We start from the raw sequence: 23,893 nt of genomic DNA on the forward strand, positions 1-23,893 counted from the left end.
GGATGCGTATGCGAAGCCGCGGGTGGTGGGGGATGAGCGGCCGCTTCGGGTGCGGAACGCGGATGTGTTGATCGCGTTGTTGGAGCAGCAGATCGGTACCGAGTTGCTGGTGTTGATCAACGCCGAGTCCCTTCCCGATGACCCTCCCGCTTCTTCACCGGGCGAGACGTCCGGCTTCTCATCAGCGGGAACGCCCACGGCTTCGCGGCCGAAGGCGTCCGACCCTTCGCGCAGCGAGGTGTCCGACTCCACACCGGCCGGAACGTCCACCTTCTCGGGCGGGCAGGCGTCTGCCTCTTCGTCAGCCGACGCGTCCGGCTCGCCGGAAGGCAGCGCTCACGATGGCGTGCGGCGTGATCGCCCTGCCCGGGACAATGAGCGGCTCGGCCACAGCGATCAAGACGACACGAGCCGCGAGCAGGGCGCCCGCAGCAACGGGCGACCCGACCAGAGCACTGGTCGCGACGCAGGGCATCGCCGGGAAACTCACGACGACGGGCGGCGAGATGAAGGCGCTCGGCGCGACGCGGACGGACGTGGCCAGGAAGCACCTGGCCAGGGCACTCGCGACGGCGGGCAGCATGGTCGGAGCGCTGGGCGCGACGCGGACGGACGCGGTCAGAGAGCGGAGCGCGGTCAGGGAACGGGCGGCCAGGGCACCCGGGCCGATAGGCCGAACGATCGGCCTGCCCGCGATGGCGAACAGCGCAAACAAGCACCGGGACACGCACGCGGCCAGGAACAGGCACAGAGCCAGGGACGGGGACGGGGGCGGGGGCGGGGTGCGGACTGGGCGACGCCCGGCGGGCTCATCTCAGGACGCACGCTGCCCGGGCTGCTGCTGGCCACCGGACAGCTTCTGCCCGTCACCGACATTCACCGTCTCGCCCAGACCTCCGGCCTCACCCGCCTGGTCATGGACGCCGACGGCTGCGTCCTCGACGTCGGACGCACCGCCCGCCGCGCCACCCGACGACAACGCCGCGCCATCCTCACCCGCTACACCCGATGCATGGTCGACCACTGCCCCATGCCCGCCCACCTCTGCCAGATCGACCACATCACCAACTGGTCCGACGGCGGCACCACCGACTTGGACAACCTCGGACCCACCTGCCAGTTCCACAACCGCGACCGCTACCGCAACCCCGCCCACTACCAACTCCACCCCGCCGGCAAGAACCGCTGGGGCTTCACCTACATCAGCCCCCGAACCAGGACCCGCCAATGATGATCAGAGGCTGGCCAATCACCGAGCAGATGCCTGGCAGATCACTGCCCGGGCTGCGAGCCTTGCTGCCCGGCATCGGGGCGGACCCGGTAGCGGCACCCACGGCGACACCAGCCCACGCGTGCCGCCACCGCAGGCTGCCAAGTAGCCCACTCCGTCGCCAGCCGTACCCCGGGCCACCGACCGGTCACGGCGCCAGGAAGCTCACGACCGGGCGACCTGGCCCTACCAGCGGACTGGGTGACCGGGCGCTCTACCCAGCTCACGACCGAGCGGCCGAGCTCTACCCGCGGACTGGGCGACCGGCGAAGGCACCGGGAGGGACGCGTGATGTCAGCCGAGTGCTCCCGGGATGCGACCGAGGACGTCGAAGGGGGCCAGGCCGTAGGCGTAGAAGTCCACCGCCTCGGCGCCGGCCGCCTTGGCCGCGCGGACCTTGGCGGCGAGCCGGTCCTCGGAGTCGGTGTCGGGCGACCCCGGCCGCAGGACGGCGCGCAGTTCCCGGTCTTTGCCCACCGACCGCTGGTAGGCGGCGATGTCGTCGGCCACGCGGGCGGCGTCCCTGGCGTAGGCGAGCACGGCGAAGGACGGCACGATGTCTCCGAGGGCGACCAGGTCCACGCCGAGCTGCCAGGCGTCGTGGGCCGCGAGGCCGGCGGAGGGCAGGCCGTCGGCGTAGCCCTTGCAGGCGCCGGTCGCGTCCATGAAGGTCAGCCGCGCGCCTTCCGCGGTCACGGCCGCGGACACCTCGGCGACCAGCGACGTCACCGTCTCGGAGCGCGCCCTGGCGTACGCGACGACCTCGGGGCCGGCGTAGGCGGTCAGCGCGGCACGGGTCACCTCGCCCTGGGCGGGCGGGTCGCCGTCCAGGACGCCGCCGACGATGCGTGAGCACTCCTCGCGGGCGACCTCGGCGTTCACTCCGAGGTCCGTGGCCCGGCGCATGCAGTGGTCGCAGAAGCACAGCCCGAAGAGGAACGCGTCCATCGGCCCGAGTGCCACGAAGCACCGCTCGTGGTGGTAGCCGTGGCCGAAGGTGCCGAAGTGCAGGGCCTCCGCGACCACGCTGTCCACACCCTGCCGGGCCGCCGCGCGGCCCAGCGCCACCGCGTACGCGCGGACGTCCGGGTGGGCCGGGCAGAGGTCGGCGGGGGATCCCCGGTCGCCGAAGCAGTTCTGGACGGTGACGTCCGGGGAGGCCAGCCCCAGCGTGGTGTTGTGCAGGAAGATCGTCCAGGCGTGCATCTTGAGGCCGCGCTCGGCGCAGGCGCGGCGCAGATCGGCGAGGGGTTCCTCGTCGGCGCCCTCCTGCACGGGGGGAGTCAGGCGCAGCCCGGCGAAGAGGTCGTCGGGCGGGGGGAAGTGGACGCCGTCCCGTCGGAGCGTCACGCGGGAGGCGCCATGCGGGGTGACATCCCGCGCCCGGTGATAGGCGGCGGCGATCGTCACTCCCTGGGCGCCGTATCCGGCCACCCGGTCGAGGACCTCGTCCACTCCCTCGCCGCGCAGGTCCTCGACGAAGACGTAAAGCGAGCTGTCCACGTCAACGGCCCTTGTAGGCCACGAAGTCGATCTCGACCAGGATGTCCATCAGGTCGGAGCCGACGGTCGTACGCACCGGATAGGGCGGGGTGAAGTACGACTTGTAGACCTCGTTGTAGGCGGCGAAGTCCTCTTTCACGTTCTGCAGATGAACGGTGGCCTTGACGACGTCGTCGAAGGTCAGCCCCTCGGCGGCGAGCACCGCGCCGAGGTTCTGCATGGTGCGGTGCGTCTGCGCCGCCACGTCGTCACCCACGACCTCTCCGGTCTCCGGGTCGAGCGGCCCCATGCCAGAGGTGTAGAGGAAGTCGCCGACGACGAGCCCCTGCGAGTACGCGCCGACGGGCGCGGCACCCTCAGCCGTACGGATCTCCCGCTTCATGTCACCCAACTCCTGGACGTCGCTAGAAATACGTTTTGATCACATCAATGACGACATAATCGTCGTCAACTACCGGGATGATCCGCCACTTGTCGAACGCGGTGCAGGGGTGCGACAGGCCGAACGACACCAGGTCTCCCGGCCGGATCCGCTCCTCCCCCGGCGGGAACCGAAGGTAGGTGTGCTGGTCCTGGACCTTGACGACCCGCGCCTGCTCCAGCCACCCGGCCGTCTCGCCGTTCACGGTCCGTACCGCCGGCAGGTCGATGTCGTACGGAACGTCCCTCTTGCCCATCCCGAGCAGCGCGAGACCGGGCTCGGGCACGGACAGCACCTGCGCCCAGGCCTCCAGGGCGGGCAGCAGCCGGCCCTCGATCCGGTTGTACGGCGTGACCTCGCGGTAGAAGCCGTCGTCGTGGGCGACGTAGGCTCCGCTCCGCAGCAGCACCAGCGCGTCGAGCCCGCCCTCCTCCCGGGGCCGCGCCAAAGGGGCCAGCTCCTCGGCGACCAGGTCGAACCACGCGCTCCCTCCCGCGGAGACGACCAGCCGCCCGGCCGTGACCGGGGAGGCGCCCGGCCGCCCGGTGGCACCCGAGGAGACGCCCGGCGAGACATCCGAAGGCGAGACGCCCGAAAGGACGCCCGAAAGAACGTGCGGTGCGACGGCCTCGGCGGCGGCGCGCAGCTCGCGGAGGATCTGCCGCACCTCGTCCGGCCCGGAGCGGGTGCCCTCGTAGCTGGCCACGCCGGCCAGCTCCACACCGGGAGACGTCCGTACGGCGTCGGCGACGGCCAGCAGCTCGGCGAGGCTGCGGCAGCCGGTCCGCCCGCCGGTGTGGCCCAGCTCGACCAGAACCCGGAACGGCACCGCCCCGGCGGACTCGGAGAGGATCCGCACCCCCTCGACGGAATCGGCGTAGCAGAGGAACTCCAGCCCCCGCTCCACTTCGCCGGCCAGCAGGCGCAGCGCGGCCCGGTCGACGATCTCGTTGGCCAGCAGCACGCGCGGCACGCCGAGGCGGCGATAGACGAGCGCCTGTCCGGGCGTCGCGGCGCTGATCCCCCAGGCGCCGGCGTCAAGCTGCGCCCGGAAGATCGCCGGAGCCATCGTGGTCTTGCCGTGCGGCGCGAACGCGATCCCGTGGGCGCGGGTGAAGGCGGCGAGCGTGGCGATGTTGTGGTCGAGCGCCGACCGCTTCACGGCCATCACCGGCCAGGTGAAGGATCCGTCGAACAGGGAGTGCCGCGCCGCGACGAACTCACGCGCGGTGACCGGCTCGCCGGTGTGCAGGAAGCCGCGCGTGCTCCAGTCGATCACCACATCGGCCGCGTCGTCGCGGACAGAACCGGGTACGGGGCCGGAGCCCGCCGGTTGACCGGCGGCGTCGGCCTGATCGGTGATCGGGTCCGGACCGAGGCCGCCGACGTCACCATCCGCGATGCGCACGTCGTCCCCCTTGTCCCGGTATAGACCACCTGGGTGGATCGTACTGGACCGGCGGCTTCATCAGGCGGGTCGCAGCGCGCGGCCAGGTGTGGCGCCGGTCAGCCGTCCCCCCGCCAGCACCGGTACGCCGGAAACCAGCACGTCGTCGACGCCGACCGCCAGGGAGCGCGGGTTCTCGTACGTCGCGGTGTCGGCGACGCGCAGCGGATCGACCACGATCACGTCGGCGACCTGGCCGCGTCGCAGGAGTCCGCGGTCCGGCAGGCGGAAACGACGGGCGGGGTGCGACGCGAGGTGGACGGTGGCCTGCTCCCACGTGAGATCGCCGAGCTCGCGGACATGCCTGCCGAGATAGCGGGCGAACGCTCCGAACCCCCGCGGATGCGGATGACCGCCCACATAGATGCCGTCGGAACCGCCGGTGTGTCCGGGGTCGCGCAGGATCGCGCGGATCGACGCCTCACCCTCGGGGCCCTCGTCCGGCCGGGCCGCCACGCAGCCCGCTTCGAGCCGGGTCTCGATCAGGAGTGTCCGGGCGAACTCGGCCGGCTCCATGCCGTGCCGTCCGGCGGCGTCGGGCAGAGTCAAGCCTTCCGCCCACTCGAAACCGGGCGCGTGGGACAGCGTGATCCGCCCCCACACATCGGCGAACCCGGCCCAGTCCCGCGCCAGCCGTTCCGGCTCGGCGCGCAGGGCGGCCACGGCGCGGTCGGGGTCGGCCGCGGGCACCCAGGGCGGCAGCAACACCATCGCGAGGATGGTGCTGCTCCGCAGGTACGGATAGGTGTCGAAGCTCAGGTCCACGTCCCGTCGCCGCGCCTCGTCGAGCAGCGGGAGAAGGGTGCCCGCCGGGCCGTGGTAGTGCGAGATGTGCACCGGCGCGCCGGCGCGGGTGCCGATCTCGGCCGCTTCCGCCATGCCCGTCGCCGCCGACGCGCCGTAGCCCCTCATGTGGGTCACGTACGGCAGGCCGCCCAGCGGCTCGCACAGGTGCGCCAGCTCGGCCGCGTCCGCGTACCGGCCGGGGGCGTACTCCAGGCCGGACGACAGACCGGCGGCGCCCTCGGACAGCCCCCGCTCGACGCGTTCCCGCATGGCCCGCAGCTCGGCCGCGTCGGGGGCTCGCTCCGCCGCACCCATGACGTCGAACCGGATGGTGCCGTGCGGCAGCAGGTACGCGGTGTTCACGGCGGTCGCGCGATCGTAGCCGTCGAGCAGCTCGGCGACGGTGACCGGCCCGTCCACACCCGGATGGCCCCCGTTGACGGCGGCGAAGTAGCGGCTCGCGTAGTCGAACCCGGCCTTGGTCGTGGTCGGTGCGTACGACAGCCCGTCCTGCCCGAGGACGAACGTGGTCACCCCCTGCCGCAGCGCCGCGAGCTGGATCTCCGGGTCGAGGACGACGGCGTCGCCGTGGGCGTGGCAGTCGACCAGCCCGGGCAGCACGTACCGGCCGGTCGCGTCGATGACGGCGGCGGCGCGGGTCTCGCCCGCCGGGTCGGCTCCCGGCTCTCCGGGCGGGCTCTGGGTGACCGGGGGACGCGACGGGCCCACGACGGCGATCCGCCCGTCCGCGATGCCGACATCGGCCCGGAAGGGAGGCGCTCCCGTCCCGTCGACCACCCAGCCGCCGATGATCAGCACATCAAGATTCACAATGCCCGATTCAATCACTTTCCCGGCGAATCGGCCCTTAGCTGCTCCCTAGGAGGCGGGGCGTCCGGAAGCGAACCCGTCGGCAGGATCCGGGCACTCGGCGTCCGCGCGGACCGGGTGCCGGCGCAGCACGTCGCGCGCCCGTTCTCTGGCGAGGTTCCAGCCGTTCCACGGGTCGGGCCGGTCGAGGCGGTTCGCCGCGACCACGTCCCGCAGCACGCAGCTCCTGACCGGCTCGGGCAGTCGGTCCAGTGCGGGTACGGCCTCCGCACCGAGACCGGCCAGATAGTCGTGGTCCAGCCGGTGCACCCCGCGTACGGAGAGCTGGGTCTCGGCCACCCGCGCCTCGGGGTTCCACCCGGCGAAGGCCAGCAGTGACAAGCCGGTGACGAGCACGAACGTGCGGGAGAACCATGCCGTCCCGTGCCGCGCGAGCCGTACCGCGCCCGCCGCCAGGACGAGCACGAACACCGCGGCCAGCCACCACAGCGTCGCCTCGACGATGGCCCGCAGCCGGGTCACGCCGTACGCGCTGATGTAGAGGTCCAGGCGATGCAGCGCCGACGCCAGGACGACCAGCGTGAACACGCACAGCGGCCCGAGCAGCCCGGCGAGCAGCCACCGGTCGGCGGCGCCCCTGAGGTGGAGGAAGACGACCGCGGCGGCGACGACGCCCAGGACGAAGACACTCACCGTCACCAGCTCGAAGAACCCCGACCGTGCATACTCGGCGTAGGTGAGACCGGCCGTGGAGAGGACCCGCCGGTTCCCGCCGAACAGGACGGTGACCTGTACCGCGACGAACGACGCGAACAGCAGGTTGAGCCCGACCAGCGGCACCACCCAGACCATGCGGCTGACCGGGGCCCGCAGGTTCGGGGGTTCCGGCTCGACGACGGGCCGCAGGCCGACCAGGACCGCCGCCACCACGAGCAGCCCGAACACCACGAACAGGACGGTCCGGTACGGCAGGTCCGCCGCCCAGTCGGGGGCCCGCAGCAATTCCCGCGCGAAGGTGGAGAACACCGCGTCGGCCGAGCTGAACAGCAGCCCGAACACCCCGAGGAGCACGACCGTGAGGCCGGCGCTCGCCAGCCCGGAGAGCAGCCATCGGCCCTTGAACAGCCGTTTCATCGGCGCGGAGAGGAACCACGGCAGCGGCGGCAGCGTGAGGAGCACCGACAGCCCGCCCCGGATCACCCCCAGCCAGCCCGTCCCGGCGCCGGACACCGCGAGCGAGGCGGCGCCGAAGCCCGCGAGCAGCGACGGCGTCACCAGCCAGTCGGCGTCCCGGAACATCGCCACGGACACCAGCGCGTAGGCGAGCAGGCCGAACCCCACCGTCCATGGGGTCAACCGCCGCCGCACCACGGGGAGCAGCGCGAGCAGCGTGGCCACCCCGAGGCTCACCGCCCCCGCCACGACCCCCGCCCCCAGCGGCGCGTACGGCATGGCCACGGCCGCGATCAGACCGCCCGCCGCCGCCGCGGGGAGCATCCATCGCGGCGCCTCCGGCAGCTCGGGCCTGGGGAACAGCGACGGCGGCACGTACGCGGGCGGCTGGGGAGGCGGCGAGCCTGCGGGATCAGGCACCTCCTCCGAGCCCACATCCTCGGACGTGGTCGCGCCGGGTGATGTCGTGCCCAGGATGGTCTCCAGATCCGCCGCGTGGTCCCGGGTGCCTGCCGCCTCATGCCCAGTCGGCCCGGCGTCGGCCGCGTCGGATCCCGGCACCCGAGCCCCCGGAACCGCGGCCCGGACCGCCTCGGATCCAGCGGCGTCCGATCCCGTCATGTCCGGTCCCGGCGACTCAGCTTCCGGCGACTCAGCTTCCGGCGACTCAGCCCCCGGAGATTCAGCTCCCGGCGGCTCGACCTCGGCCGTCCCGAGCACGGGCGACTCGGTGATGGGCGCCCTGGACATCGGCGACGTCTCCAACGCCGCCTGCAGCGAGCACTCCATCGGAGAAGCCAGACCGGACAGTCCGACGATCATGCGGCATCCGGGGCCGTCCCCGATCCGGATCCGGCCGCCGTGCAGTTCGACGATCTCCTTGGCTATCGCGAGGCCGAGCCCGGCGCCTCCCGCGTCGGCGGCCCGGCCCGCGTCCAGACGCGAGAACCGTTCGAAGACCCGGGCGCGTTCCGAGGCGGGGATCCCGGGCCCCTCGTCTACGACCGCGATCTCGACGTCCGCGCCGGACGGGTGCGCTGACAGCCGGACCGTCCCGCCGGGCGGGCTGTGCCGTACGGCGTTGTCGAGCAGGTTGGCGAGCACCTGGGCGAGGAGGCCGGGGTCGGCGACCAGCCGGGTGCCGGACGGGACATCGCTCTCCACGGTGACGTCGTCGCGGGCGAGCGCCGCCTCGCCGACCGCCTGGCGGCACAGCGACACCAGGTCGAGCGTCTCCGGCTCGATCAGCCGAGCGCCGGAGTCGAGGCGCGACAGGTCGAGAAGCTGGGCGACCAGGCGGCCGAGCCGCTGCGTCTGGGCGAGCGCGGTGCCCAGGGTGTCGACGTCGGGGGCCGAGACGCCGTCAACGACGTTCTCCAGCACGGCCTGCAGCCCGGTGATGGGGGTGCGCAGCTCATGGCTGACGTTGGCGACGAGCTCGCGCCGCTGCCGGTCGACCTCGCCCAGATCGGCGGCCATCGCGTTGAAGGCCCGGGCCAGCTCGCCGACCTCGTCCCTGGACGTGGCCGAGACGCGCATGCCGTACCGGCCTTTGGCGATCGTCTGGGCGGCCGCGGCCATTTCACGGAGCGGCTTGGTCATCCCCCGGGCGAGGAGCTGGACCATGATCAACGCGAGGACGACCGCGATGGCGATCCTGACGTTCCGCGACAGTCCGGAGTTGATGCCGACCTCGTTGACCACGAACGCGGCGACCACCGCGAGCACGATCACGATGCCGAGCTTGACCTTGATCCGGCCGAGGAAGTCGAGTGGCCTCATGGCCGGACCAGCGCGTATCCGACGCCGTGGACCGTACGGACGACCTGGGGGCCGAGCTTGCGGCGCAGGGCGCGGACGTGGCTGTCCACGGTCCGGGTGGCCGCGGCCTCGGAGAACCCCCAGATGTCCGACAGGAGCCGCTCCCGCTCGAAGACCTGGCCGGGACGCTCGGCGAGCCTTCTGAGCAGGTCGAACTCGGTCCGGGTGAGCTGTGCCTCGGCCCCGCGCACGAACACCCGCCGCTCGGCCGTGTTGATCTCCACCTCGCCGACCCGGATGACCGCGTCCTCGTGGGCGAGAACGGCCGCCCGCGCCACCCGGCGGAGTAGCGCGTGGATCCGCGCGACGAGCTCGCGCATGCTGAACGGCTTGGTGAGGTAGTCGTCCGCGCCCACGCCGAGTCCCACCAGGACGTCGGTCTCCTCGCCCAGCGCGGTCAGCATGAGGACGGGGACCGGCCGGGCCGCCTGGATGCGGCGGCACACCTCCAGACCGTCCAGACCGGGCAGCAGGCGGTCCAGCACCACCACATCGGGCTCCGCCCGGCCGTACGCCGCCAGCGCGGCCTCACCGTCGTGTACGACGCGCACGTCGAAGCCCTCGGCGGTGAGCCGGTTCCGTACGGCTGTCGCGATCGTCTCGTCGTCCTCCACCACGAGGACGCGCCGATGCTGTGAGGGACCCATGGCGGCAGCCTAGGACCGCCGTGTGCAGAGAGATCAGAGTCGAATGTGCAGATCCGGTGCACAGATGAGATGGGCCGGGGTTCCCCGGCGCCGGACCGATGACCGCGTCTCGCTTTCCGCGGCGTACTCCAGCCACCCCGCGTGGTACTTCTGATCTCCTCTGGTGTGATCCCGTTCGGTGGCCGCCGTGGTCTGCGGAACGGCCCGCGGTGCCCCCATATACCGTGAGCCGGTGATTGAGCGATATCTCCGGCGGCTGGGGCTGAACGACACGCCGCCCAGCGTGGAGGGCCTCTTCCGGCTGCAGCGCGCTCACGTCGAGCGCGTGCCGTACGAGAACCTGGAGATCTGGCTGGGCCGCCCGACGACGGTGGATCCGATGGAGTCGGCCCTGCGGATCATCTCGAGGAGGGGCGGCTACTGCTTCCACCTCAACGGCGCCCTCTCCCTGCTGCTCGAACGGCTGGGGTACCAGGCCACCCGGCACTACGGCGGGGTGCAGAACACGCCCGACAAGGCGCCGGGCGCCAACGGCAACCATCTCGTCCTCGTGGTCTCCGGCCTGCCGTCGGAGGACAACCCGGACGGCCGGTGGTTCGTGGACGCCGGGCTCGGCGACGGGATCCACGAGCCGATCCCTCTGGTGGAGGGCACCTACGGGCAGGGCCCCTTCCAGTACGGTCTGCGCCCGTCGGAGAGCGACCCGGGCGGCTGGCGGTTCGAGCACGACCATCGGTGCAGCTTCACCGGCATGGACTTCCGGGCCGAGCCGACCGGGATGGACGCCTTCGCCGCGTCACACGAGCATCTGTCGACGTCTCCGGAGTCGGGGTTCGTCCGGGCGGCCGCGATCGCCCGGCGCGACGCCACCGGGGTCGACTCCCTGACCGGGCTCGTCCTCAAGCGGATCGGCTCGGAGACCGGCTCCCCCACGACGCTCGACCGGCCGGAGGACTATTTCGCGGCGCTGGCCGACGTCTTCGGAATGACCCTCGACGACGTGTCCGCCGCCGAGCGGGACAAACTCTGGCAGCGCCTGTACACCGCGCACGAGCGCCGGCTGCACCGCGACGACCCCTCCTGAGAGGTTTCGGCTGGTAGGGAAGGGTAGGCCCAGACAGGACCCGGAAGGAGGAGCACATGGACCGCCAGACGACGCCGGAAACGATGCGTGAACACGACGTCATCGACCTGCTACTGCGGCAGCACAGCCTCATCAGGGACCTGTTCGACGAGGTCGACAGGAGCCAGGGAGACGCCCGCACGGAGTCCTTCGCGCGACTGCTTCGCCTGCTGGCCGTACACGAGACGGCGGAGGAGGAGATCGTGCACCCGTTCGCCCGGCGCAAGCTGGTCGACGGCGAATCGATCATCGACAGCCGACTGAAGGAGGAGCGCGAGGCCAAGGAGATGCTGTCCCGCATGGACGGCATGGACACCTCTACTTCCGAGTTCTCCCGGCAGTTGCAGATCCTGCGGGCCGCGGTGTTCGCGCACGCGGCCGCCGAGGAACGCTACGAGTTCGCCGAGCTGAGGGCCACGACGAGCCAGGCCGAGCGCCGGGCGCTGGCCGTCGGGGTCAAGGCGGCGGAGGCGCTCGCGCCCACCCACCCGCACGCCGGGGTCGAGTCCGCCGCGGCGAACCTGCTGCTCGGGCCGCCGGTAGCGATCATGGACAGGGCGCGGGACGTGATCCGCAAGGCGATGAGCAAGAAGACCACAGGCGAGAGCACCAAGTAGGCCACCAGGAACTCGGCCGTGTCCGCGGACGTTGTCACTGGCGACGCTCTGGACGGAAAGGCCCGGACAATGTCTCCACTCGGGAAGTACTACATCGGCGCGGCGGCGGTTTCCGTGCTCTCGCTCTGGTTGCTGCCGAGCCTGATCGCCTGGCTCGTCGTGATCGGCGTTCTTGGCGGGCCGGTCGTCGCCTACTTCATGCTCGACGAGTCCCAGCGGGCTCGGCTGCGCCGGATCAGACGCCGCCAGATCGGGCGTTGACCCACGCCCGCCGAGCCGGCGGCCGCACCTGGTGAGAACACAGCGGCGCCCGTGACCCATCGAAGGTCACGGGCGCCGTCGCCGTTTCGGACGAGGTCAGGCGGCGGACGCCGCCGCCTCCATCTCGCGGCTCACCCGCAGGGTGGCCTTCTTCTCCACGACGAACGACAGGAACGGGATGGTGCCCGAGATCAGCACCAGCAGCAGGTATCCGACCGGCCAGCGCGCCTTGAGCCCCAGGTTGAGCGCGGTCAGCAGGTAGACCATGTACAGGAAGCCGTGGACCGGCCCGACGACCGCGACGAAAGTGCCGTTGTCGAACACGTACTTCGCCACCATGGCGGCGCAGAGCAGGAGGAGCATCACACCGACGATGTAGGCCATGACGCGGTACGGCTTGAGCGCTGATTGCACGACGATCATTACCTCTGCTGGGAAAACTGTCCTCACACGATATCCGCGACCGGCGCCGGTCCGTCCGCCGGTCCGGCCGCCCCGGACCCGTCGGGCGACCGCTCCCCCGTCCGCGCCTCGCGTACGGCGTCGCGGACGAGGTGGTACCACATGAACACGGCGAAGATCGCGAAGATCCACCACTGCGCGGCGTAGGCCAGGTTGCGCCAGGTGAGTCCGCCGCCGACGGTGGGAGGAGGCACCGCGACCGGCTTGGCGGTGGAGGACGGGGCCGGGTCGGTCGCCACGACGAACCCGCTGCGCAGCCTGCCGTCCGGCCACAGGTTGATCAGCTCGCTGGTGGAGACGGTGGCGACCTGGCCCGTGGGCAGGTTTCCGCTCCGCTGTACGGCGTCGGTCTGCTCGGCCGGGCGGAGCCGTCCGGTGACCGTCACCGTCCCCTCGGGCACGGCGGTCGCCGGATCCGTCGCCGTGGGGATCCAGCCCCGCACGATCGGGACGGCCGTCCCGTCGGCCAGCCGCAACGGTGTGAGGAGCCAGAAGCCGCGCCCGCTCGCGACCCGCCCGCCCGGCGCCGAGACATCGGGCTCCCGGTCGGCGACCAGGAGTTGCCCCTTGGCGTCGTAGGTTCCCTGGGCGGTCACCAGGCGCCCGGCCACGTCCGACCCGGTGTGGCCGTCCAGCCGGGCGAGTTCGGCGACGGCGACGGGCGCGGGGTCGGAGGCCGACACGGGCCTCCCGGACGCCTCGAATTCGCCGAGCTGCCAGCGTCCCAGAAAGAAGAAGGAGACCAGCACTCCGATCAGCAGCAGGTGAAGGCCCACCAGCCGGAGCGAGAACAGGGTGCGGAGCATGGTTAACACGCTATCCGGCGCCCACGGCGGTCCGGCACGCGTGGTCCGGCAGGCACAACCGAGCAGCGCAACCGAGCAGCCCAACCGAGCCGCACGGGCAGGAAGCGCGGACCGAAAGCGGGCAGAAACACGGACCGAAAGCGGGCAGAAAACACGGCCGGGAGGGCGGTCGGGAGGGGTGCGTTCACTGCGTTCGATCAGCGTCCACGCCGATCGCGAAAAGCGACAAAAGGGTGCCCTGGACGCGAAGGATCTCGGTAAGGTGCCTCTCATGTCCGAACCGCAGATTGACCCGGCCCAGAACACGCAGGCGTTCCGCGCCTTCGCCCGGGAGCAGGAAGTCGAAGCCGCCAAAGAGCAGCCCTCCCGGCTGCCGATCTGGATCGTCGTGGGGGTCGTCGCCGTCGCCGCGATCGCCGTCGGGGCGTACCTGCTGCTTTCCTGATCCCGCGTCGCCGGCCGTTTCCGCCCGGTGGACATCCGCGTACCCGCCGCCGACGACCGCGCCCGTCGGCGGCTTTCGCATGCCCGCGGCCGTACGCTCCCTGGACCGGATGCTCCCTTCGCGTTAAATTGGACAATTGTTCCAATAGGAGCGCTTTGCCGGCACGCCGAGGGGGCCGCATGGGGATCGCGATCATCGGGGCGGGCTTCGCGGGGCTGTGCATGGCGATCAAGCTCAAGGAAGCGGGCTACCACGACTTCGTGATCCTGGAGAAGGCCGCCGACCTCGGCGGGACCTGGCGGGACAACACCTATCCGGGATGCGCCTGCGACGTGCCGTCGCCGATGTACTCGTTCTCGTTCGAGCTGAACCCCGGCTGGTCCCGGATGTTCTCTCCGCAGGAGGAGATCTGGGCATACCTGCGCGACTGCGCCGAGAAGTACGGCCTGACACCGCATCTGCGGCTCGGCGTCGAGGTCACCGGGCTGGAGTACGACGACGACCGCAACGTGTGGCAGGTCTCCACGAGCACGGGTGAGCCGTTCACGGCCAACGCGGTCGTCTCCGGGATCGGGGCGCTGCACGTACCGTCGTTTCCCGGCATCCCCGGAAAGTTCGCCGGTCCCGCCTTCCACTCGGCCCAGTGGGACCACTCCGTCGATCTGGCCGGGAAACGGGTGGCGGTGATCGGGACCGGCGCGTCGGCGATCCAGTTCATCCCCCGGGTCGCCGAGGTGGCGGCCGAGCTGCGGCTGTTCCAGCGCACGCCGCCATGGATCCACCCCAAACCGAACATCGTGTTCTCCGAGCGCGCGAAGCGGGTCCTCCGGCTGCCCGGAGCCGCGCGTACGGCCCGGAACGCGATCTACTGGCTGCTGGAATCGCGCGCGCTCGGCTTCACGATCGACCCCCGGCTGATGCGGGCCCACCGGCGCCTGGCCGAACGGCATCTCGCCCGCCAGGTGGCCGACCCCGCGCTCCGCGCCAAGCTGACCCCCGACTACACGATCGGCTGCAAGCGCATCCTGCTGTCCGACGACTTCTATCCCACGCTGACCAGGGACAACGTCGAACTCGTCACGGACGCCGTCACCGAGATCCGGGACCGCTCGATCGTCGACGCGACCGGCCGCGAGCACGAGGTCGATGTGATCGTCTACGGCACCGGCTTCAAGGTCGCCGACGCGCTGAACGAGCAGCGGATCATCGGAAGGAACGGCAGGAAGATCCAGGAAGCCTGGCAGAACGGCGTCGAGGCCTACCTCGGCATCACCGCCTCCGGCTTCCCGAACCTGTTCTTCCTGCTCGGCCCCAACACCGGACTCGGCCACAACTCGGTCGTCTTCATGATCGAGTCCCAGGTCCGGTACGTCATGGACTGCCTCCGGCTGCTGTCCAGGACCGGGGCCAAGGCGATCGACGTACGGCCCGAGGTCCAGCGGGCGTACAACGACCGCCTCCAGCGGCGGCTGGACCGGCTGGTCTGGTCCGACGGCGGGTGCACGAGCTGGTACCTGGACGAGCACGGCAGGAACCGCGCCGTCTGGCCCGGATTCAGCTTCGAGTACTGGACCCGCACCCGCCGGATGCGTCCCGGCGCCTACGAGCTGCTCCGCTGAGCCCTTCTAGGGATTCGGTGAGAGCACCAGGGCGCTGCCGCCACCGCGGCGCACCGGCTCCGCGACCGCCTGGACCCGGCCGCCGCCCAGGAACTCCAGCCCGGTGGCGGCCCCGATCTCGGGTGTCGTGGTGAACGCGTGGCCCCGCGCGGTCAGCTCCGGACCGTAGCGCTCGACGAAGGCGGGCTCGGCCTGGGTCGCGGCAATGTTGCGCTGCGAGGCCCGGGGCGCGGCGACCGCCTCCGGCAGGGACATCCCGAGGTCGAACCGGTTGACGAGGATCTGAAGCACGGTCGTGATGATCGTGGCGCCGCCCGGCGAGCCGACCGCGAGCAGCGGTTTGCCGTCTTTGAACACGATTGTGGGGGCCATCGACGAGCGGGGCCGCTTGCCGGGAGCGGGCAGGTTGGGGTCACCGGGAGCCGGGCCGAACGTGAAGTCGGTCAGCTGGTTGTTCAGCAGGAACCCGCGCCCGGGCACCACGATGCCGTTGCCGCCGGTCTGCTCGATGGTGATGTTGTACGCGACGACGTCGCCCCACCGGTCGGTCACGACGAGGTGCGTGGTCTCCGGCCCCTCGGGCTTCTCCCCCTGAACGCCCGTGTCCTCAACGACCTTGTCCTGAACACCCTTCTCCTGTGCCCCCTTGTCCGCGGCTCCGTCGTCCTGCGCCGGGGACGCCGCCGGGCAGGGGCCGTACGTCCCGTCGGGCGAGCCGGGCGGGGCCGGGTCCGGCAGCGCGGCCGGGCCGATGAGGCAGGCCCGCTCCTTGGCGAACCCCTCCGACAGCAGCTCGTCCAGCGGCACGTTCACGTACGCGGGGTCGCCGACGAACGCGTTCCGGTCGGCGAACGCCAGCCGCGACGCCTCCAGGTACGCGTGCAGCGGGGCGGTGGCGGTCTCCCCCGTCGCGGCCAGGATGCCGAGCGCCTCGCCGACCGTGGAGCCGCCCGAGGACGGGGGCGCCATGCCGTACACGTCGAGCCCGTTGACCGTGACGTGTGTGGGCGGGCGCTCGACCGCACGATAGGCGCGCAGGTCGGAGAGCTCCATCAGGCCGGGCCGCACCACGCGGGTCGAGCCCGGCGTGACCGGCGGGCGCTTCACCGTGGCGACGATCTCCGCGCCGAGCACCCCGCCGTACAGCCAGGAGGGGCCGCGCCGGCCCAGCTCACGGTACGTCGCGGCGAGGTCGGGGTTGCGCAGGACGGACCCGACGGCGGGTGGGCGCCCTCCGGGCAGGTAGATCCGGGCGGTGGAGGGGAAGTCCTTGAACCGGTCGGCGTTGTCGGCCGTCTGGTCGTGAAACGTCTGGTCGATGACGAACCCGCGCGCGGCGACCTCGATCGCGGGCTGCAGGGCGCGGCTGAGCGGGAGCGTGCCGAACCGGCGCAGCGCGAGATCCCACTGCGCGACGCTGCCGGGCACGCCGGCCGAGAGCCCGCTGGTCACCGCCTCGGCGAACGGGATGCCTTCGAACGCGGTGGCCGTCATGGCCCGGGGCGCGGTCTCCCTGCCGTCGATCGTGGACACGGTTTTGCGCCGGGCGTCGTAGTAGACGAGGAAGCCGCCGCCGGCGAGGCCCGCCGAGTAGGGCTCGGTCACGCCGAGCGTGGCCGCCGCCGCGACGGCGGCGTCCATGGCGTTGCCGCCCTGTTTGAGGATCTTCAACGCGGCCTTGCTGGCGTCCAGATCGACGGTGGCGACCGCGCCGCCGTACCCCTCGGCGACCGGGACTTTCCCGGTCGCCCAGCCTGGTGCCGCGTACGTGCGGACCGCTTCCGGCGTCGCCTGGGCGGGCGGGGCGACGAGGCCGGTGAGGGAAGTGACAGAGGTGGCGAGGGCGAGGGTGAGCGGCGCGAGGGCGCCGCGGCGTGCCGTGATGCGCATGGGTGACCTCCGTAGATCACTCCAGCATGACCGAGAGGGTCAGAATGCGCCATGGCGGGTCCGCGTCGGGCCGGGGCCCCGGCCCGGACCGGGGGGAACGACCGCCCTCCCGGCCCGTGGTCCTCTGCGATCCGCTACGGGATCACCGGCCCTCGGGGCCGCGCAGGTGCCCGAGGGCCGGGGCGGCCCTGGCGATCTCGGCGAGCATCGCGTCGGCGGCCTGGTTCATGACGTCATTGGGCCGCACACGCCCGTCCTCGTCCACGAACTCGCGGACGAACGGGATGGTCACCGCCTCGACGACCGGCAGCATCTTCAGCCCGGAGACGACCTGCTTGAGCATCTGCACGGCCCGGGTGCCGGCGGACACGCCGCCGTAGCTCACGAACCCGGCCGGCTTGTACTGCCACTCACCGTGCAGGTAGTCGAGGGCGTTCTTGAGCACGGCGTTGAAGCTGTGGTTGTACTCAGGGGTCACGAACACGTACGCGTCGGCGCGCTCGACCGTCGTGCTCCACTCCTTGGTGTGCTGGTGGACGTACTGGCGGAGCCGGGGGTGGTGCGGCTCGTTCATGAACGGCAGGTCCACCTCGGCGAGGTCCACGATCTCGACCTCAAAGGCGCCATAGGCGACGGCGCGGTCGCGGAACCACTCCGCCACCGGGAGGCCGACCCGTCCGGGACGGGTGCTCGCCACGATGATCTGCAGAATCGGCTTGGACATAATGCTCCTTAAGGGAACATAACGGACGTTTGACTACTCAACATAGCGTAGCAACTAAGAATTCCTTATCATGGGGAGCGTCGCACGGGCGAGAGTGGAACAGACTCGACAGCGTGGGAGCGCCGAGCGATCATCAGACCGGAACGCGAACCGCGGAACTCCAGAGGGGAACCGGGGAACTTCCGGGAGATCGGGACAGTTGGGGAGGACATGACCGAGGCGCACTTGACCTGTTCCAGGTTCCACGTCGCCGTCGAGCTCATCGGGGCCCGCTGGTCAGGCGCGATCATCCAGGCCGTCTTCGCCGGGCGGCACAGGTACGCCGAGATCAAGGAGTTCATCGACGGGGTGAGCGACACCATGCTCGCCCAGCGGCTACGCCGCCTCGAAGGCGAGGGGATCATCGAACGGCGGGTCATCCCCAGCTCCCCCGTCCGCGTGGAGTACCACCTCACCGACAAGGGCCTGGAGCTCGAACCCGTCATCAAGGCCCTGGTCGACTGGTCCGGCAAATGGATCCGACCCTCCGGAGCCGCCGGCGAGGCGTAGATACTCCCGTCGGCGTAGTGGCCGGTCCCGCACCGGGAGGATGAACTCGTCAGCAGTACTGGCTACCGTGCACGTGTGCTCGCCCGCTTCCGAATGTCGCGAATCGCACGGTTGGCCCTGCCGCCCGCCGTGGCCGTCGCCCAGGTCGTCGGCACGTACCACGTGCAGCAGTTCCAGCTCGTCAGCGAGAGGCTGGGCCGGGAACCACTGGACTGGCGGGGGTGCCTGCTCCTGCTGGTCGGGCCGATCGCCCTCGCGGTCCGCCGCAGGTGGCCGGTTGTCGCGCTGTGGGTCACGCTGGCCGCGACCTGGGACTACCTGCTGCTGGACTTCGCGTACGGCTACGTGTTCATCAGCCCGATCATCTTGATCTTCTGGGCGGTCATCTCCGGACACCGCCGGGCCGCCTGGCTCTCCTCCGGGGTCACCTACCTCTTCTTCGTCGCGTACGCCACCTGGCTGATCCCGGTGCCGCAGGGCTGGTTCCACCACACCGCGGTCGCGGCGTTCCTGCTGCTCACCCTCACCGTCGCCGAGTTCACCCGGGCCCGGCGCGAGCGGCTGATCGAGGCGAAACGCGTCGCCGCCGAGGAGACCAGGCGCCAGGCCAGCGAGGAACGGCTCAGCATGGCCCAGGAACTGCACGACGTCCTCGCGCACAACATCTCGCTGATCCACGTCCAGGCGTCCACCGCGCTGCACCTGATCGACGACCACCCCGAGCAGGCGCGCACCGCCCTCGCCACGATCAAGCAGGCGTCCAAGGACGTGCTGACCGAGATGCGCGGCGTGCTGAGCCTCCTGCGGGACGGCGCGCCGCGCTCCCCCACCGCCGGGATGGACCGGCTGGACGAGCTGGTCGAGAACAGCGGCCTGCCGGTGACGGTCACGATCGACGGCGACGTCCGGCCGCTGCCCGCGGGGGTGAACCGCGCCGGGTACCGGATCGTCCAGGAGTCCCTCACCAACATCACCCGGCACGCGCCCGGCTCCCGGGTCGCCCTCCGGGTCACGTACGGCCCGGACGAGCTGGCCGTCATCGTCGAGGACGACGGCACGGGCGCGGCGACAGCCGTACACGGACTGGGCGGCGGCAACGGCATCCCCGGCATGCGCGAGCGGGTCGCCACCCTCGGCGGGTCGCTGACGGCCGGTCCGCGCCCCGAGGGTGGTTTCCGCGTGACCGCCACCCTCCCCCTACCCGCCGAGGAGACCAAGTGATCAGGATCGTACTCGCCGACGACCAGGCCCTGGTCCGGGCCGGGTTCCGTGCGCTGCTCAACGCCCAGGACGGCATGACCGTGGTGGGCGAGGCCGGCGACGGCGCGCAGGCCGTGGACCTCGCGCGCGAGCTGCGTCCCGACGTGGTGCTGATGGACATCCGGATGCCCGGCGTGGACGGCCTGACCGCGACGAAGACGATCGGGGCGGACCCCGCCCTGGACGCCACCCGGATCATCATGCTGACGACGTTCGAGCTCGACGAGTACGTCTTCGAAGCCCTGCGGAACGGCGCGAGCGGCTTCCTGGTCAAGGACACCGAGCCCGCCGAGCTGATCCAGGCCGTGCGGGTGGTCGCCTCCGGAGACGCACTGCTGTCGCCGGGCGTGACCCGCCGCCTCATCTCCGAGTACGCCGCCCGGTCGAAGTCGCCGGGCACGGCGCGCGAGCTGGGCGTGCTCACCGAACGGGAGCGCGAGGTCCTCGCCCTGGTCGGCACCGGCATGACGAACGACGAGATCGCGGCCCGGCTGTACATGTCCCCGGCGACCGCGAAGACCCACGTGAGCCGCACGATGATGAAGCTCCACGCCCGCGACCGCGCCCAGCTCGTCGTGATCGCGTACGAGTCGGGCCTGGTCCGGCCCGGCTGGCTCTGACATCCGGCGACACCGTCGCGGCAGATCCGGAACGACCGGAACTCGCGCGGATTGACAAGGTCAACCCCGATCCGCGACCTCGGATGAACGCATGCACTCGCGAATGGCCGTACTGTCCTGTGATCAGTTAACGATCGGTTACGGCACGGAGAACAGTATGGATCCGAAGTTGGACGACATCCCCGACGTCAGCGTGGAGCTGTACCGGGACGTCGTGGATTTCGCCGGACAAACCCCCCATTGGTTCCAGACGTTCGTCGAGGTCGGCACGGACGCGGTGCTCTTCGTCTTCGCCGCGCTCTTCCTGGGCGCGTGGTGGCGGGCCAGGAAGCGGGACGACCGCACGATGGCCCTGGCGTTGCTCGCGCCCGTGGCGATGGTGGCGGCCTACGTGGGCAGCGAGGTGATCAAGACGTTCATCCAGGAGGACCGTCCCTGCCGGCTCGTGTCCGGCGTCGTCACCATCGCGCAGTGCCCTCCGCTGGGGGACTGGTCGCTGCCGAGCAACCACTCGACGCTCGTCGCCGGAGCCGCGGCCGCCCTGGTCGTCGCCTGGCGCCGCACCCTGCCGTACGTGGCGATCCTGGCCGTGCTGGGCGCGTTCTCCCGGGTCTTCGTCGGCGTCCACTTCCCGCACGACGTCCTCGCGGGCATGCTCCTGGGCGCGATCGCCGCTCCCCTGATCATGCTGGTCCTGGCGGTGCCGGTGACGTCGCTGGCCGGATGGGCCAGGCGCACGGCCGCCCTGCGCGTCCTGCTCACCGACACGCGGACGAGTCGGTCAGCCCCGGCTCACAGGCGATGAGCGCCGCCTCCCCCGCTGCTCCCTCACTTTCGGTTGACATCCCGCCACCGATCCGTGACCCTTGTATCGAGCCGGTCCCAACGGGACACGGAAGACGTGGAGCCGGGAACCCCCGCACAGCCGGGAGCCCGGCTCGGCGCTTTTCAGCGGCCTTTTCGCTTCTCGTACGCGACATCGACGAGCGTCGTGTGCGTCTCGTACCAGCTCGACCAGTTGCTCTTTTCCTCCACGAAGGCACGCCGCCAAGCCGCTGCGCACGCGTCGGCCACCCACAGCAGTGGATCCGCGGACGGCGGCGCCTGATGTACGGCAACGTCCGTAAGGTGACCGGCAGACCGCAGGTGCGCGATCGTCCGCATATCGGCCGCACGGAGGGCGGCATCCTCCCGCTGTTCGATGGTGATCTGCTCGGCTCCCGCCTTGACCAACCACGGCAGCAGGTCGTCGAGAACGAGTCGGCGGACGTGCTCGCGCTCCTTGGGATCCCGATATCCGGTACAACTTCCCAGCCAGAAGGTGACTCCGCGCAGCATCCCAAGGGTCGCCACGATCCGCGCCTTGCGCTGCTTGTCCTTGATCCTGGACACGTGCAACCTGCCGAACCCATGCTTGGGGTCGATGTCCTCAGGTTGAACCAGCGATCGAAGGAAGGCCCTCAGCAGGTTCGCCTCAGCGTTTTCCACCACGGCCGCCGCGACAACATAGATGCCCTGTCTGCTTTGCGCCGGTTCCACATCGGCCTCGTCGAGGAAGGCGGCAAGGCGACTCATCGTGCTCCTTTGGGAATGGGGAGCACCAGCCTAGAGCTGCGCGAAGTCACACATGGTCAGATTATGTAACTCTGTGCGACAAGACGTTCGACTACGGGAGTACGGCGGGAGCGGGGGGAGAAACGCCACCGGAACGGTAGGCGGGAACGCTCCGCTCCGGGGATGCACCCGCTGCGTCACCTCTGCACGCCGGACGACGTGGGCGACCGCGACGCTGTTCCTCGCCTCGGACGCGTCGCCCTGGCTCGCCAGGGGGCGACCGGCGTCGCGGGCGGTCGGGGTGATGTCCTGACGAAGCCACCCAAATGTTACTGGTCGTCAGGGGTCGGCGACGTTAGGTTGCGCGAGTAGGCCAAAGCCCAGGGAGGACCATGTGAGGTCAATCGCACGCTTTTGCGGCAACTGCGACTGCGGCTGCCCCGAGCTCTTCGTCGACTCCTCCGCGCCCCCGGAGCGCCAGGTCGTGATCACCGACGACTTCGGACAGCGGGTGGAGATGAGCCTCGACCAGTTCGGCTCGATCGTCGAGGCCGCGAGGAACGGCAGCCTGGACGATCTGGCGCTCGTCACCTGAGCGTGGGCCCGGCCGCCCTCTTCGCGAGCGGGCTCGCGGCGGGGCTCGCGGCGGGCACCGCCTCGTGCGCGGCGGTCCAGGGGGGTTTGCTCGTCGGCCTGGTCAGGCCGACCGGTACGCGCTCCGGGCCGTCCGCGCGCGCCGGGCCCTCCACCGGAACGACGACCGAGGCCGGGGCCAACACGGCGGCGGTGGGAGCGTTCCTCACCGGACGACTGCCGCCGCGCGGGACGGGCGACCTGCGCTACGCGTGCGGCATGGGGATGTACGGCGGGTTCATCCGCTTCATCTGATCCATGCGCGGTGTCCCCCGAGACACCGCGCGACGGGCGATCAGGCGTGGATCAGGTGGCGAGTACTTCCGCGACCCGGGTGAGCGGCAGGCCGTGCGCCACCGCCACCGGTTCGCTGGTGATCCGGCCGGCGTGAGCGTTGAGTCCGAACTGGAGGGCGGGGTCGCCGCGCAGCGCCTCGCGCCAGCCGAGATCGGCGAGCTTGACGGCGTAGGGCAGCGTGGCGTTGGTCAGGGCGTACGTCGAGGTGTTCGCCACCGAGCCGGGCATGTTGGCCACGCAGTAGAAGACGGACTGGTGGACCGGGAATGTCGGCTCGGCGTGTGTGGTGGGACGGGAGTCCTCGAAGCAGCCGCCCTGGTCGATGGCGATGTCCACGAGCACCGATCCCGGCTTCATCCGGGAGACGAGGTCGTTGGACACGAGCGTCGGCGCCTTGGCTCCCGGGATGAGGACGGCGCCGATGACGAGGTCGGCGTCCAGCACCGCCCGCTGGATCGCGTACGCGCTGGACACGACGGTCTTGAGATGGCCCTGGTAGATGGCGTCGATGAAGCGGAGCCGGTCGATGCTGATGTCGAGCACGGTCACGTCGGCGCCCATGCCCACGGCGATCTGGGCGGCGTTGAGACCGGAGACGCCGCCGCCGATGACGACGACCTTCGCCGGCGAGACACCGGGGACGCCGCCGGGCAGGACGCCCCGCCCGCCGTTGAACCGCATCAGGTAGTACGCGCCGACTTGCGGGGCGAGCCGCCCCGCCACCTCCGACATCGGCGCGAGCAGCGGCAGGCCGTTCCCGACCTGCACCGTCTCGTACGCGATGGCCGTCGTCTTGGCGGAGAGCAACGCGTCGGTGCAGGGGCGGGAGGCGGCGAGGTGGAGGTAGGTGAAGAGCACCTGGTCCTCGCGGAGGCGGTGGTACTCCTCCGCGACCGGTTCCTTGACCTTGAGGATCATCTCCGACTCGCCCCAGACGACGTCGGCGGTGTCGATGATCTTTGCTCCGGCGGCGAGGTATTCCTCGTCGGTGATGTGCGAGCCGAGGCCGGCACCACGCTGTACGAGAACGTCGTGGCCGTGGCGGATGAGTTCGTGAACTCCCGCGGGGGTGGCGGCGACGCGGTACTCGTGGTTCTTGACCTCGGCAGGCACTCCGATTTTCATGCGCTGGTT

At 71.0% G+C, this 23,893-nt stretch carries 26 protein-coding genes; 12 read left to right on the forward strand and 14 right to left on the reverse strand.

Annotation, left to right across the window (positions count from 1 at the left end):
- Together AWQ71_RS43205 and AWQ71_RS07875 are read right to left on the reverse strand one after the other, a co-directional pair.
- A partial coding sequence (locus AWQ71_RS43205; RefSeq protein WP_218001701.1) for a hypothetical protein occupies positions 1 to 270 on the reverse strand: 270 nt, incomplete at its 3' end.
- A 31-nt stretch (positions 271 to 301) separates the two neighbouring features.
- Positions 302 to 715, reverse strand: coding sequence for a hypothetical protein (locus AWQ71_RS07875; RefSeq protein ID WP_157570243.1), 414 nt, complete (start codon positions 713 to 715; stop codon positions 302 to 304).
- 201 nt (positions 716 to 916) lie between these two features.
- Here AWQ71_RS07875 and AWQ71_RS41445 point away from each other — a divergent pair, with 201 nt between their 5' ends.
- On the forward strand, positions 917 to 1,231 hold the full coding sequence (locus AWQ71_RS41445) for an HNH endonuclease signature motif containing protein (RefSeq protein WP_067129100.1): 315 nt from the start codon (positions 917 to 919) through the stop codon (positions 1,229 to 1,231).
- 333 nt (positions 1,232 to 1,564) lie between these two features.
- On the opposite strand, the gene AWQ71_RS07885 is transcribed toward AWQ71_RS41445, so the two are convergent.
- From AWQ71_RS07885 to AWQ71_RS07910, 6 genes are all read right to left on the reverse strand, one after another.
- Complete coding sequence (locus tag AWQ71_RS07885; RefSeq protein ID WP_067129103.1) at positions 1,565 to 2,773, reverse strand: hypothetical protein; 1,209 nt, start codon at positions 2,771 to 2,773, stop codon at positions 1,565 to 1,567.
- A gap of 1 nt (position 2,774) precedes the next feature.
- Entirely contained in the window at positions 2,775 to 3,155 is a 381-nt protein-coding gene (locus AWQ71_RS07890) for a RidA family protein (protein ID WP_067129105.1), read from the reverse strand.
- 22 nt (positions 3,156 to 3,177) lie between these two features.
- The gene (locus tag AWQ71_RS07895) at positions 3,178 to 4,476 is read right to left on the reverse strand and encodes an alanine racemase (protein WP_067130275.1); all 1,299 of its coding nucleotides are present in this window, start codon (positions 4,474 to 4,476) and stop codon (positions 3,178 to 3,180) included.
- Between the two features lie 186 nt (positions 4,477 to 4,662).
- A complete protein-coding gene (locus AWQ71_RS07900) occupies positions 4,663 to 6,258 on the reverse strand; it encodes an N-acyl-D-amino-acid deacylase family protein (protein ID WP_067129108.1) in 1,596 nt (531 codons plus the stop codon).
- Positions 6,259 to 6,306: 48 nt separating this feature from the next.
- Complete coding sequence (locus AWQ71_RS07905) at positions 6,307 to 9,213, reverse strand: DUF4153 domain-containing protein (protein WP_067129111.1); 2,907 nt, start codon at positions 9,211 to 9,213, stop codon at positions 6,307 to 6,309.
- The gene (locus AWQ71_RS07910; RefSeq protein ID WP_067129114.1) at positions 9,210 to 9,899 is read right to left on the reverse strand and encodes a response regulator transcription factor; all 690 of its coding nucleotides are present in this window, start codon (positions 9,897 to 9,899) and stop codon (positions 9,210 to 9,212) included. Before AWQ71_RS07910 ends, AWQ71_RS07905 begins: the two co-directional genes overlap by 4 nt.
- 232 nt (positions 9,900 to 10,131) lie before the next feature.
- Here AWQ71_RS07910 and AWQ71_RS07915 point away from each other — a divergent pair, with 232 nt between their 5' ends.
- The 3 genes from AWQ71_RS07915 (at position 10,132) to AWQ71_RS07925 (ending at position 11,900) form a co-directional block, all read left to right on the forward strand.
- Positions 10,132 to 10,983, forward strand: a complete 852-nt coding sequence (locus AWQ71_RS07915; protein WP_067129117.1) for an arylamine N-acetyltransferase family protein — start codon at positions 10,132 to 10,134, stop codon at positions 10,981 to 10,983.
- 56 nt (positions 10,984 to 11,039) lie between these two features.
- On the forward strand, positions 11,040 to 11,639 hold the full coding sequence (locus AWQ71_RS07920) for a hemerythrin domain-containing protein (protein WP_067129119.1): 600 nt from the start codon (positions 11,040 to 11,042) through the stop codon (positions 11,637 to 11,639).
- A gap of 69 nt (positions 11,640 to 11,708) precedes the next feature.
- Positions 11,709 to 11,900 (forward strand): tail-anchor membrane protein, encoded by a 192-nt coding sequence (locus AWQ71_RS07925; protein ID WP_067130278.1) that lies wholly within the window; start codon positions 11,709 to 11,711, stop codon positions 11,898 to 11,900.
- Between the two features lie 96 nt (positions 11,901 to 11,996).
- Here the strand turns inward: AWQ71_RS07925 and AWQ71_RS07930 are convergent, their stop codons facing one another.
- Both AWQ71_RS07930 and AWQ71_RS07935 read right to left on the reverse strand, forming a co-directional pair.
- On the reverse strand, positions 11,997 to 12,323 hold the full coding sequence (locus AWQ71_RS07930) for a DUF3817 domain-containing protein (protein ID WP_067129122.1): 327 nt from the start codon (positions 12,321 to 12,323) through the stop codon (positions 11,997 to 11,999).
- Between the two features lie 23 nt (positions 12,324 to 12,346).
- On the reverse strand, positions 12,347 to 13,168 hold the full coding sequence (locus tag AWQ71_RS07935) for an SURF1 family protein (RefSeq protein WP_067129125.1): 822 nt from the start codon (positions 13,166 to 13,168) through the stop codon (positions 12,347 to 12,349).
- 271 nt (positions 13,169 to 13,439) lie between these two features.
- Here AWQ71_RS07935 and AWQ71_RS42570 point away from each other — a divergent pair, with 271 nt between their 5' ends.
- Positions 13,440 to 13,613, forward strand: coding sequence for a hypothetical protein (locus tag AWQ71_RS42570; protein WP_169806527.1), 174 nt, complete (start codon positions 13,440 to 13,442; stop codon positions 13,611 to 13,613).
- A gap of 179 nt (positions 13,614 to 13,792) precedes the next feature.
- Positions 13,793 to 15,232 carry a flavin-containing monooxygenase gene (locus AWQ71_RS07940; RefSeq protein ID WP_067129127.1) on the forward strand — a complete coding sequence of 480 codons (1,440 nt, stop codon included), beginning with the start codon at positions 13,793 to 13,795 and terminating at the stop codon, positions 15,230 to 15,232.
- Between the two features lie 6 nt (positions 15,233 to 15,238).
- Here AWQ71_RS07940 and AWQ71_RS07945 read toward each other — a convergent pair whose 3' ends face one another.
- Positions 15,239 to 17,122, reverse strand: a complete 1,884-nt coding sequence (locus tag AWQ71_RS07945; RefSeq protein WP_067129130.1) for a gamma-glutamyltransferase family protein — start codon at positions 17,120 to 17,122, stop codon at positions 15,239 to 15,241.
- 142 nt (positions 17,123 to 17,264) lie between these two features.
- Positions 17,265 to 17,846 carry an NADPH-dependent FMN reductase gene (locus tag AWQ71_RS07950; protein ID WP_067129132.1) on the reverse strand — a complete coding sequence of 194 codons (582 nt, stop codon included), beginning with the start codon at positions 17,844 to 17,846 and terminating at the stop codon, positions 17,265 to 17,267.
- A gap of 210 nt (positions 17,847 to 18,056) precedes the next feature.
- On the opposite strand from AWQ71_RS07950, the gene AWQ71_RS07955 reads away from it, so the two are divergent.
- The 4 genes from AWQ71_RS07955 (at position 18,057) to AWQ71_RS07970 (ending at position 21,080) form a co-directional block, all read left to right on the forward strand.
- Complete coding sequence (locus AWQ71_RS07955) at positions 18,057 to 18,395, forward strand: winged helix-turn-helix transcriptional regulator (RefSeq protein WP_067129136.1); 339 nt, start codon at positions 18,057 to 18,059, stop codon at positions 18,393 to 18,395.
- Positions 18,396 to 18,488: 93 nt separating this feature from the next.
- Positions 18,489 to 19,616 carry a sensor histidine kinase gene (locus tag AWQ71_RS07960; protein ID WP_067130281.1) on the forward strand — a complete coding sequence of 376 codons (1,128 nt, stop codon included), beginning with the start codon at positions 18,489 to 18,491 and terminating at the stop codon, positions 19,614 to 19,616.
- Positions 19,613 to 20,275 (forward strand): response regulator, encoded by a 663-nt coding sequence (locus AWQ71_RS07965; RefSeq protein WP_067129138.1) that lies wholly within the window; start codon positions 19,613 to 19,615, stop codon positions 20,273 to 20,275. The genes AWQ71_RS07960 and AWQ71_RS07965 overlap by 4 nt, the downstream gene beginning before the upstream one ends.
- Positions 20,276 to 20,432: 157 nt before the next feature.
- Positions 20,433 to 21,080 carry a phosphatase PAP2 family protein gene (locus AWQ71_RS07970; protein ID WP_084258692.1) on the forward strand — a complete coding sequence of 216 codons (648 nt, stop codon included), beginning with the start codon at positions 20,433 to 20,435 and terminating at the stop codon, positions 21,078 to 21,080.
- A gap of 143 nt (positions 21,081 to 21,223) precedes the next feature.
- On the opposite strand, the gene AWQ71_RS07975 is transcribed toward AWQ71_RS07970, so the two are convergent.
- The gene (locus tag AWQ71_RS07975) at positions 21,224 to 21,850 is read right to left on the reverse strand and encodes a hypothetical protein (protein ID WP_067129142.1); all 627 of its coding nucleotides are present in this window, start codon (positions 21,848 to 21,850) and stop codon (positions 21,224 to 21,226) included.
- A 373-nt stretch (positions 21,851 to 22,223) separates the two neighbouring features.
- On the opposite strand from AWQ71_RS07975, the gene AWQ71_RS07980 reads away from it, so the two are divergent.
- Together AWQ71_RS07980 and AWQ71_RS07985 are read left to right on the forward strand one after the other, a co-directional pair.
- Complete coding sequence (locus AWQ71_RS07980; RefSeq protein ID WP_067129145.1) at positions 22,224 to 22,424, forward strand: hypothetical protein; 201 nt, start codon at positions 22,224 to 22,226, stop codon at positions 22,422 to 22,424.
- A gap of 2 nt (positions 22,425 to 22,426) precedes the next feature.
- Positions 22,427 to 22,717, forward strand: a complete 291-nt coding sequence (locus AWQ71_RS07985) for a hypothetical protein (RefSeq protein ID WP_067129148.1) — start codon at positions 22,427 to 22,429, stop codon at positions 22,715 to 22,717.
- A 51-nt stretch (positions 22,718 to 22,768) separates the two neighbouring features.
- On the opposite strand, the gene ald is transcribed toward AWQ71_RS07985, so the two are convergent.
- Positions 22,769 to 23,884: an alanine dehydrogenase gene (gene ald, locus AWQ71_RS07990; protein WP_067129151.1), complete on the reverse strand. Its 1,116-nt coding sequence runs from the start codon at positions 23,882 to 23,884 to the stop codon at positions 22,769 to 22,771.
- Between the last annotated feature and the right edge of the window lie 9 nt (positions 23,885 to 23,893).

Source organism: Microtetraspora malaysiensis (assembly GCF_001528665.1).
GTDB classification, from domain to species: domain Bacteria; phylum Actinomycetota; class Actinomycetes; order Streptosporangiales; family Streptosporangiaceae; genus Microtetraspora_A; species Microtetraspora_A malaysiensis.

What these genes read in the sequence shown, in the direction of transcription:
- AWQ71_RS41445 (WP_067129100.1), top strand. Translation starts at nt 917, where the DNA reads ATGGACGCCGACGGCTGCGTCCTCGACGTCGGACGCACCGCCCGCCGC.
- AWQ71_RS07890 (WP_067129105.1), bottom strand. Translation starts at nt 3,155, where the DNA reads ATGAAGCGGGAGATCCGTACGGCTGAGGGTGCCGCGCCCGTCGGCGCG.
- AWQ71_RS07905 (WP_067129111.1), bottom strand. Translation starts at nt 9,213, where the DNA reads ATGAGGCCACTCGACTTCCTCGGCCGGATCAAGGTCAAGCTCGGCATC.
- AWQ71_RS07910 (WP_067129114.1), bottom strand. Translation starts at nt 9,899, where the DNA reads ATGGGTCCCTCACAGCATCGGCGCGTCCTCGTGGTGGAGGACGACGAG.
- AWQ71_RS07920 (WP_067129119.1), top strand. Translation starts at nt 11,040, where the DNA reads ATGGACCGCCAGACGACGCCGGAAACGATGCGTGAACACGACGTCATC.
- AWQ71_RS07925 (WP_067130278.1), top strand. Translation starts at nt 11,709, where the DNA reads ATGTCTCCACTCGGGAAGTACTACATCGGCGCGGCGGCGGTTTCCGTG.
- AWQ71_RS07930 (WP_067129122.1), bottom strand. Translation starts at nt 12,323, where the DNA reads ATGATCGTCGTGCAATCAGCGCTCAAGCCGTACCGCGTCATGGCCTAC.
- AWQ71_RS07935 (WP_067129125.1), bottom strand. Translation starts at nt 13,168, where the DNA reads ATGCTCCGCACCCTGTTCTCGCTCCGGCTGGTGGGCCTTCACCTGCTG.
- AWQ71_RS42570 (WP_169806527.1), top strand. Translation starts at nt 13,440, where the DNA reads ATGTCCGAACCGCAGATTGACCCGGCCCAGAACACGCAGGCGTTCCGC.
- AWQ71_RS07940 (WP_067129127.1), top strand. Translation starts at nt 13,793, where the DNA reads ATGGGGATCGCGATCATCGGGGCGGGCTTCGCGGGGCTGTGCATGGCG.
- AWQ71_RS07945 (WP_067129130.1), bottom strand. Translation starts at nt 17,122, where the DNA reads ATGCGCATCACGGCACGCCGCGGCGCCCTCGCGCCGCTCACCCTCGCC.
- AWQ71_RS07950 (WP_067129132.1), bottom strand. Translation starts at nt 17,846, where the DNA reads ATGTCCAAGCCGATTCTGCAGATCATCGTGGCGAGCACCCGTCCCGGA.
- AWQ71_RS07955 (WP_067129136.1), top strand. Translation starts at nt 18,057, where the DNA reads ATGACCGAGGCGCACTTGACCTGTTCCAGGTTCCACGTCGCCGTCGAG.
- AWQ71_RS07960 (WP_067130281.1), top strand. Translation starts at nt 18,489, where the DNA reads ATGTCGCGAATCGCACGGTTGGCCCTGCCGCCCGCCGTGGCCGTCGCC.
- AWQ71_RS07970 (WP_084258692.1), top strand. Translation starts at nt 20,433, where the DNA reads ATGGATCCGAAGTTGGACGACATCCCCGACGTCAGCGTGGAGCTGTAC.
- AWQ71_RS07975 (WP_067129142.1), bottom strand. Translation starts at nt 21,850, where the DNA reads ATGAGTCGCCTTGCCGCCTTCCTCGACGAGGCCGATGTGGAACCGGCG.
- ald (WP_067129151.1), bottom strand. Translation starts at nt 23,884, where the DNA reads ATGAAAATCGGAGTGCCTGCCGAGGTCAAGAACCACGAGTACCGCGTC.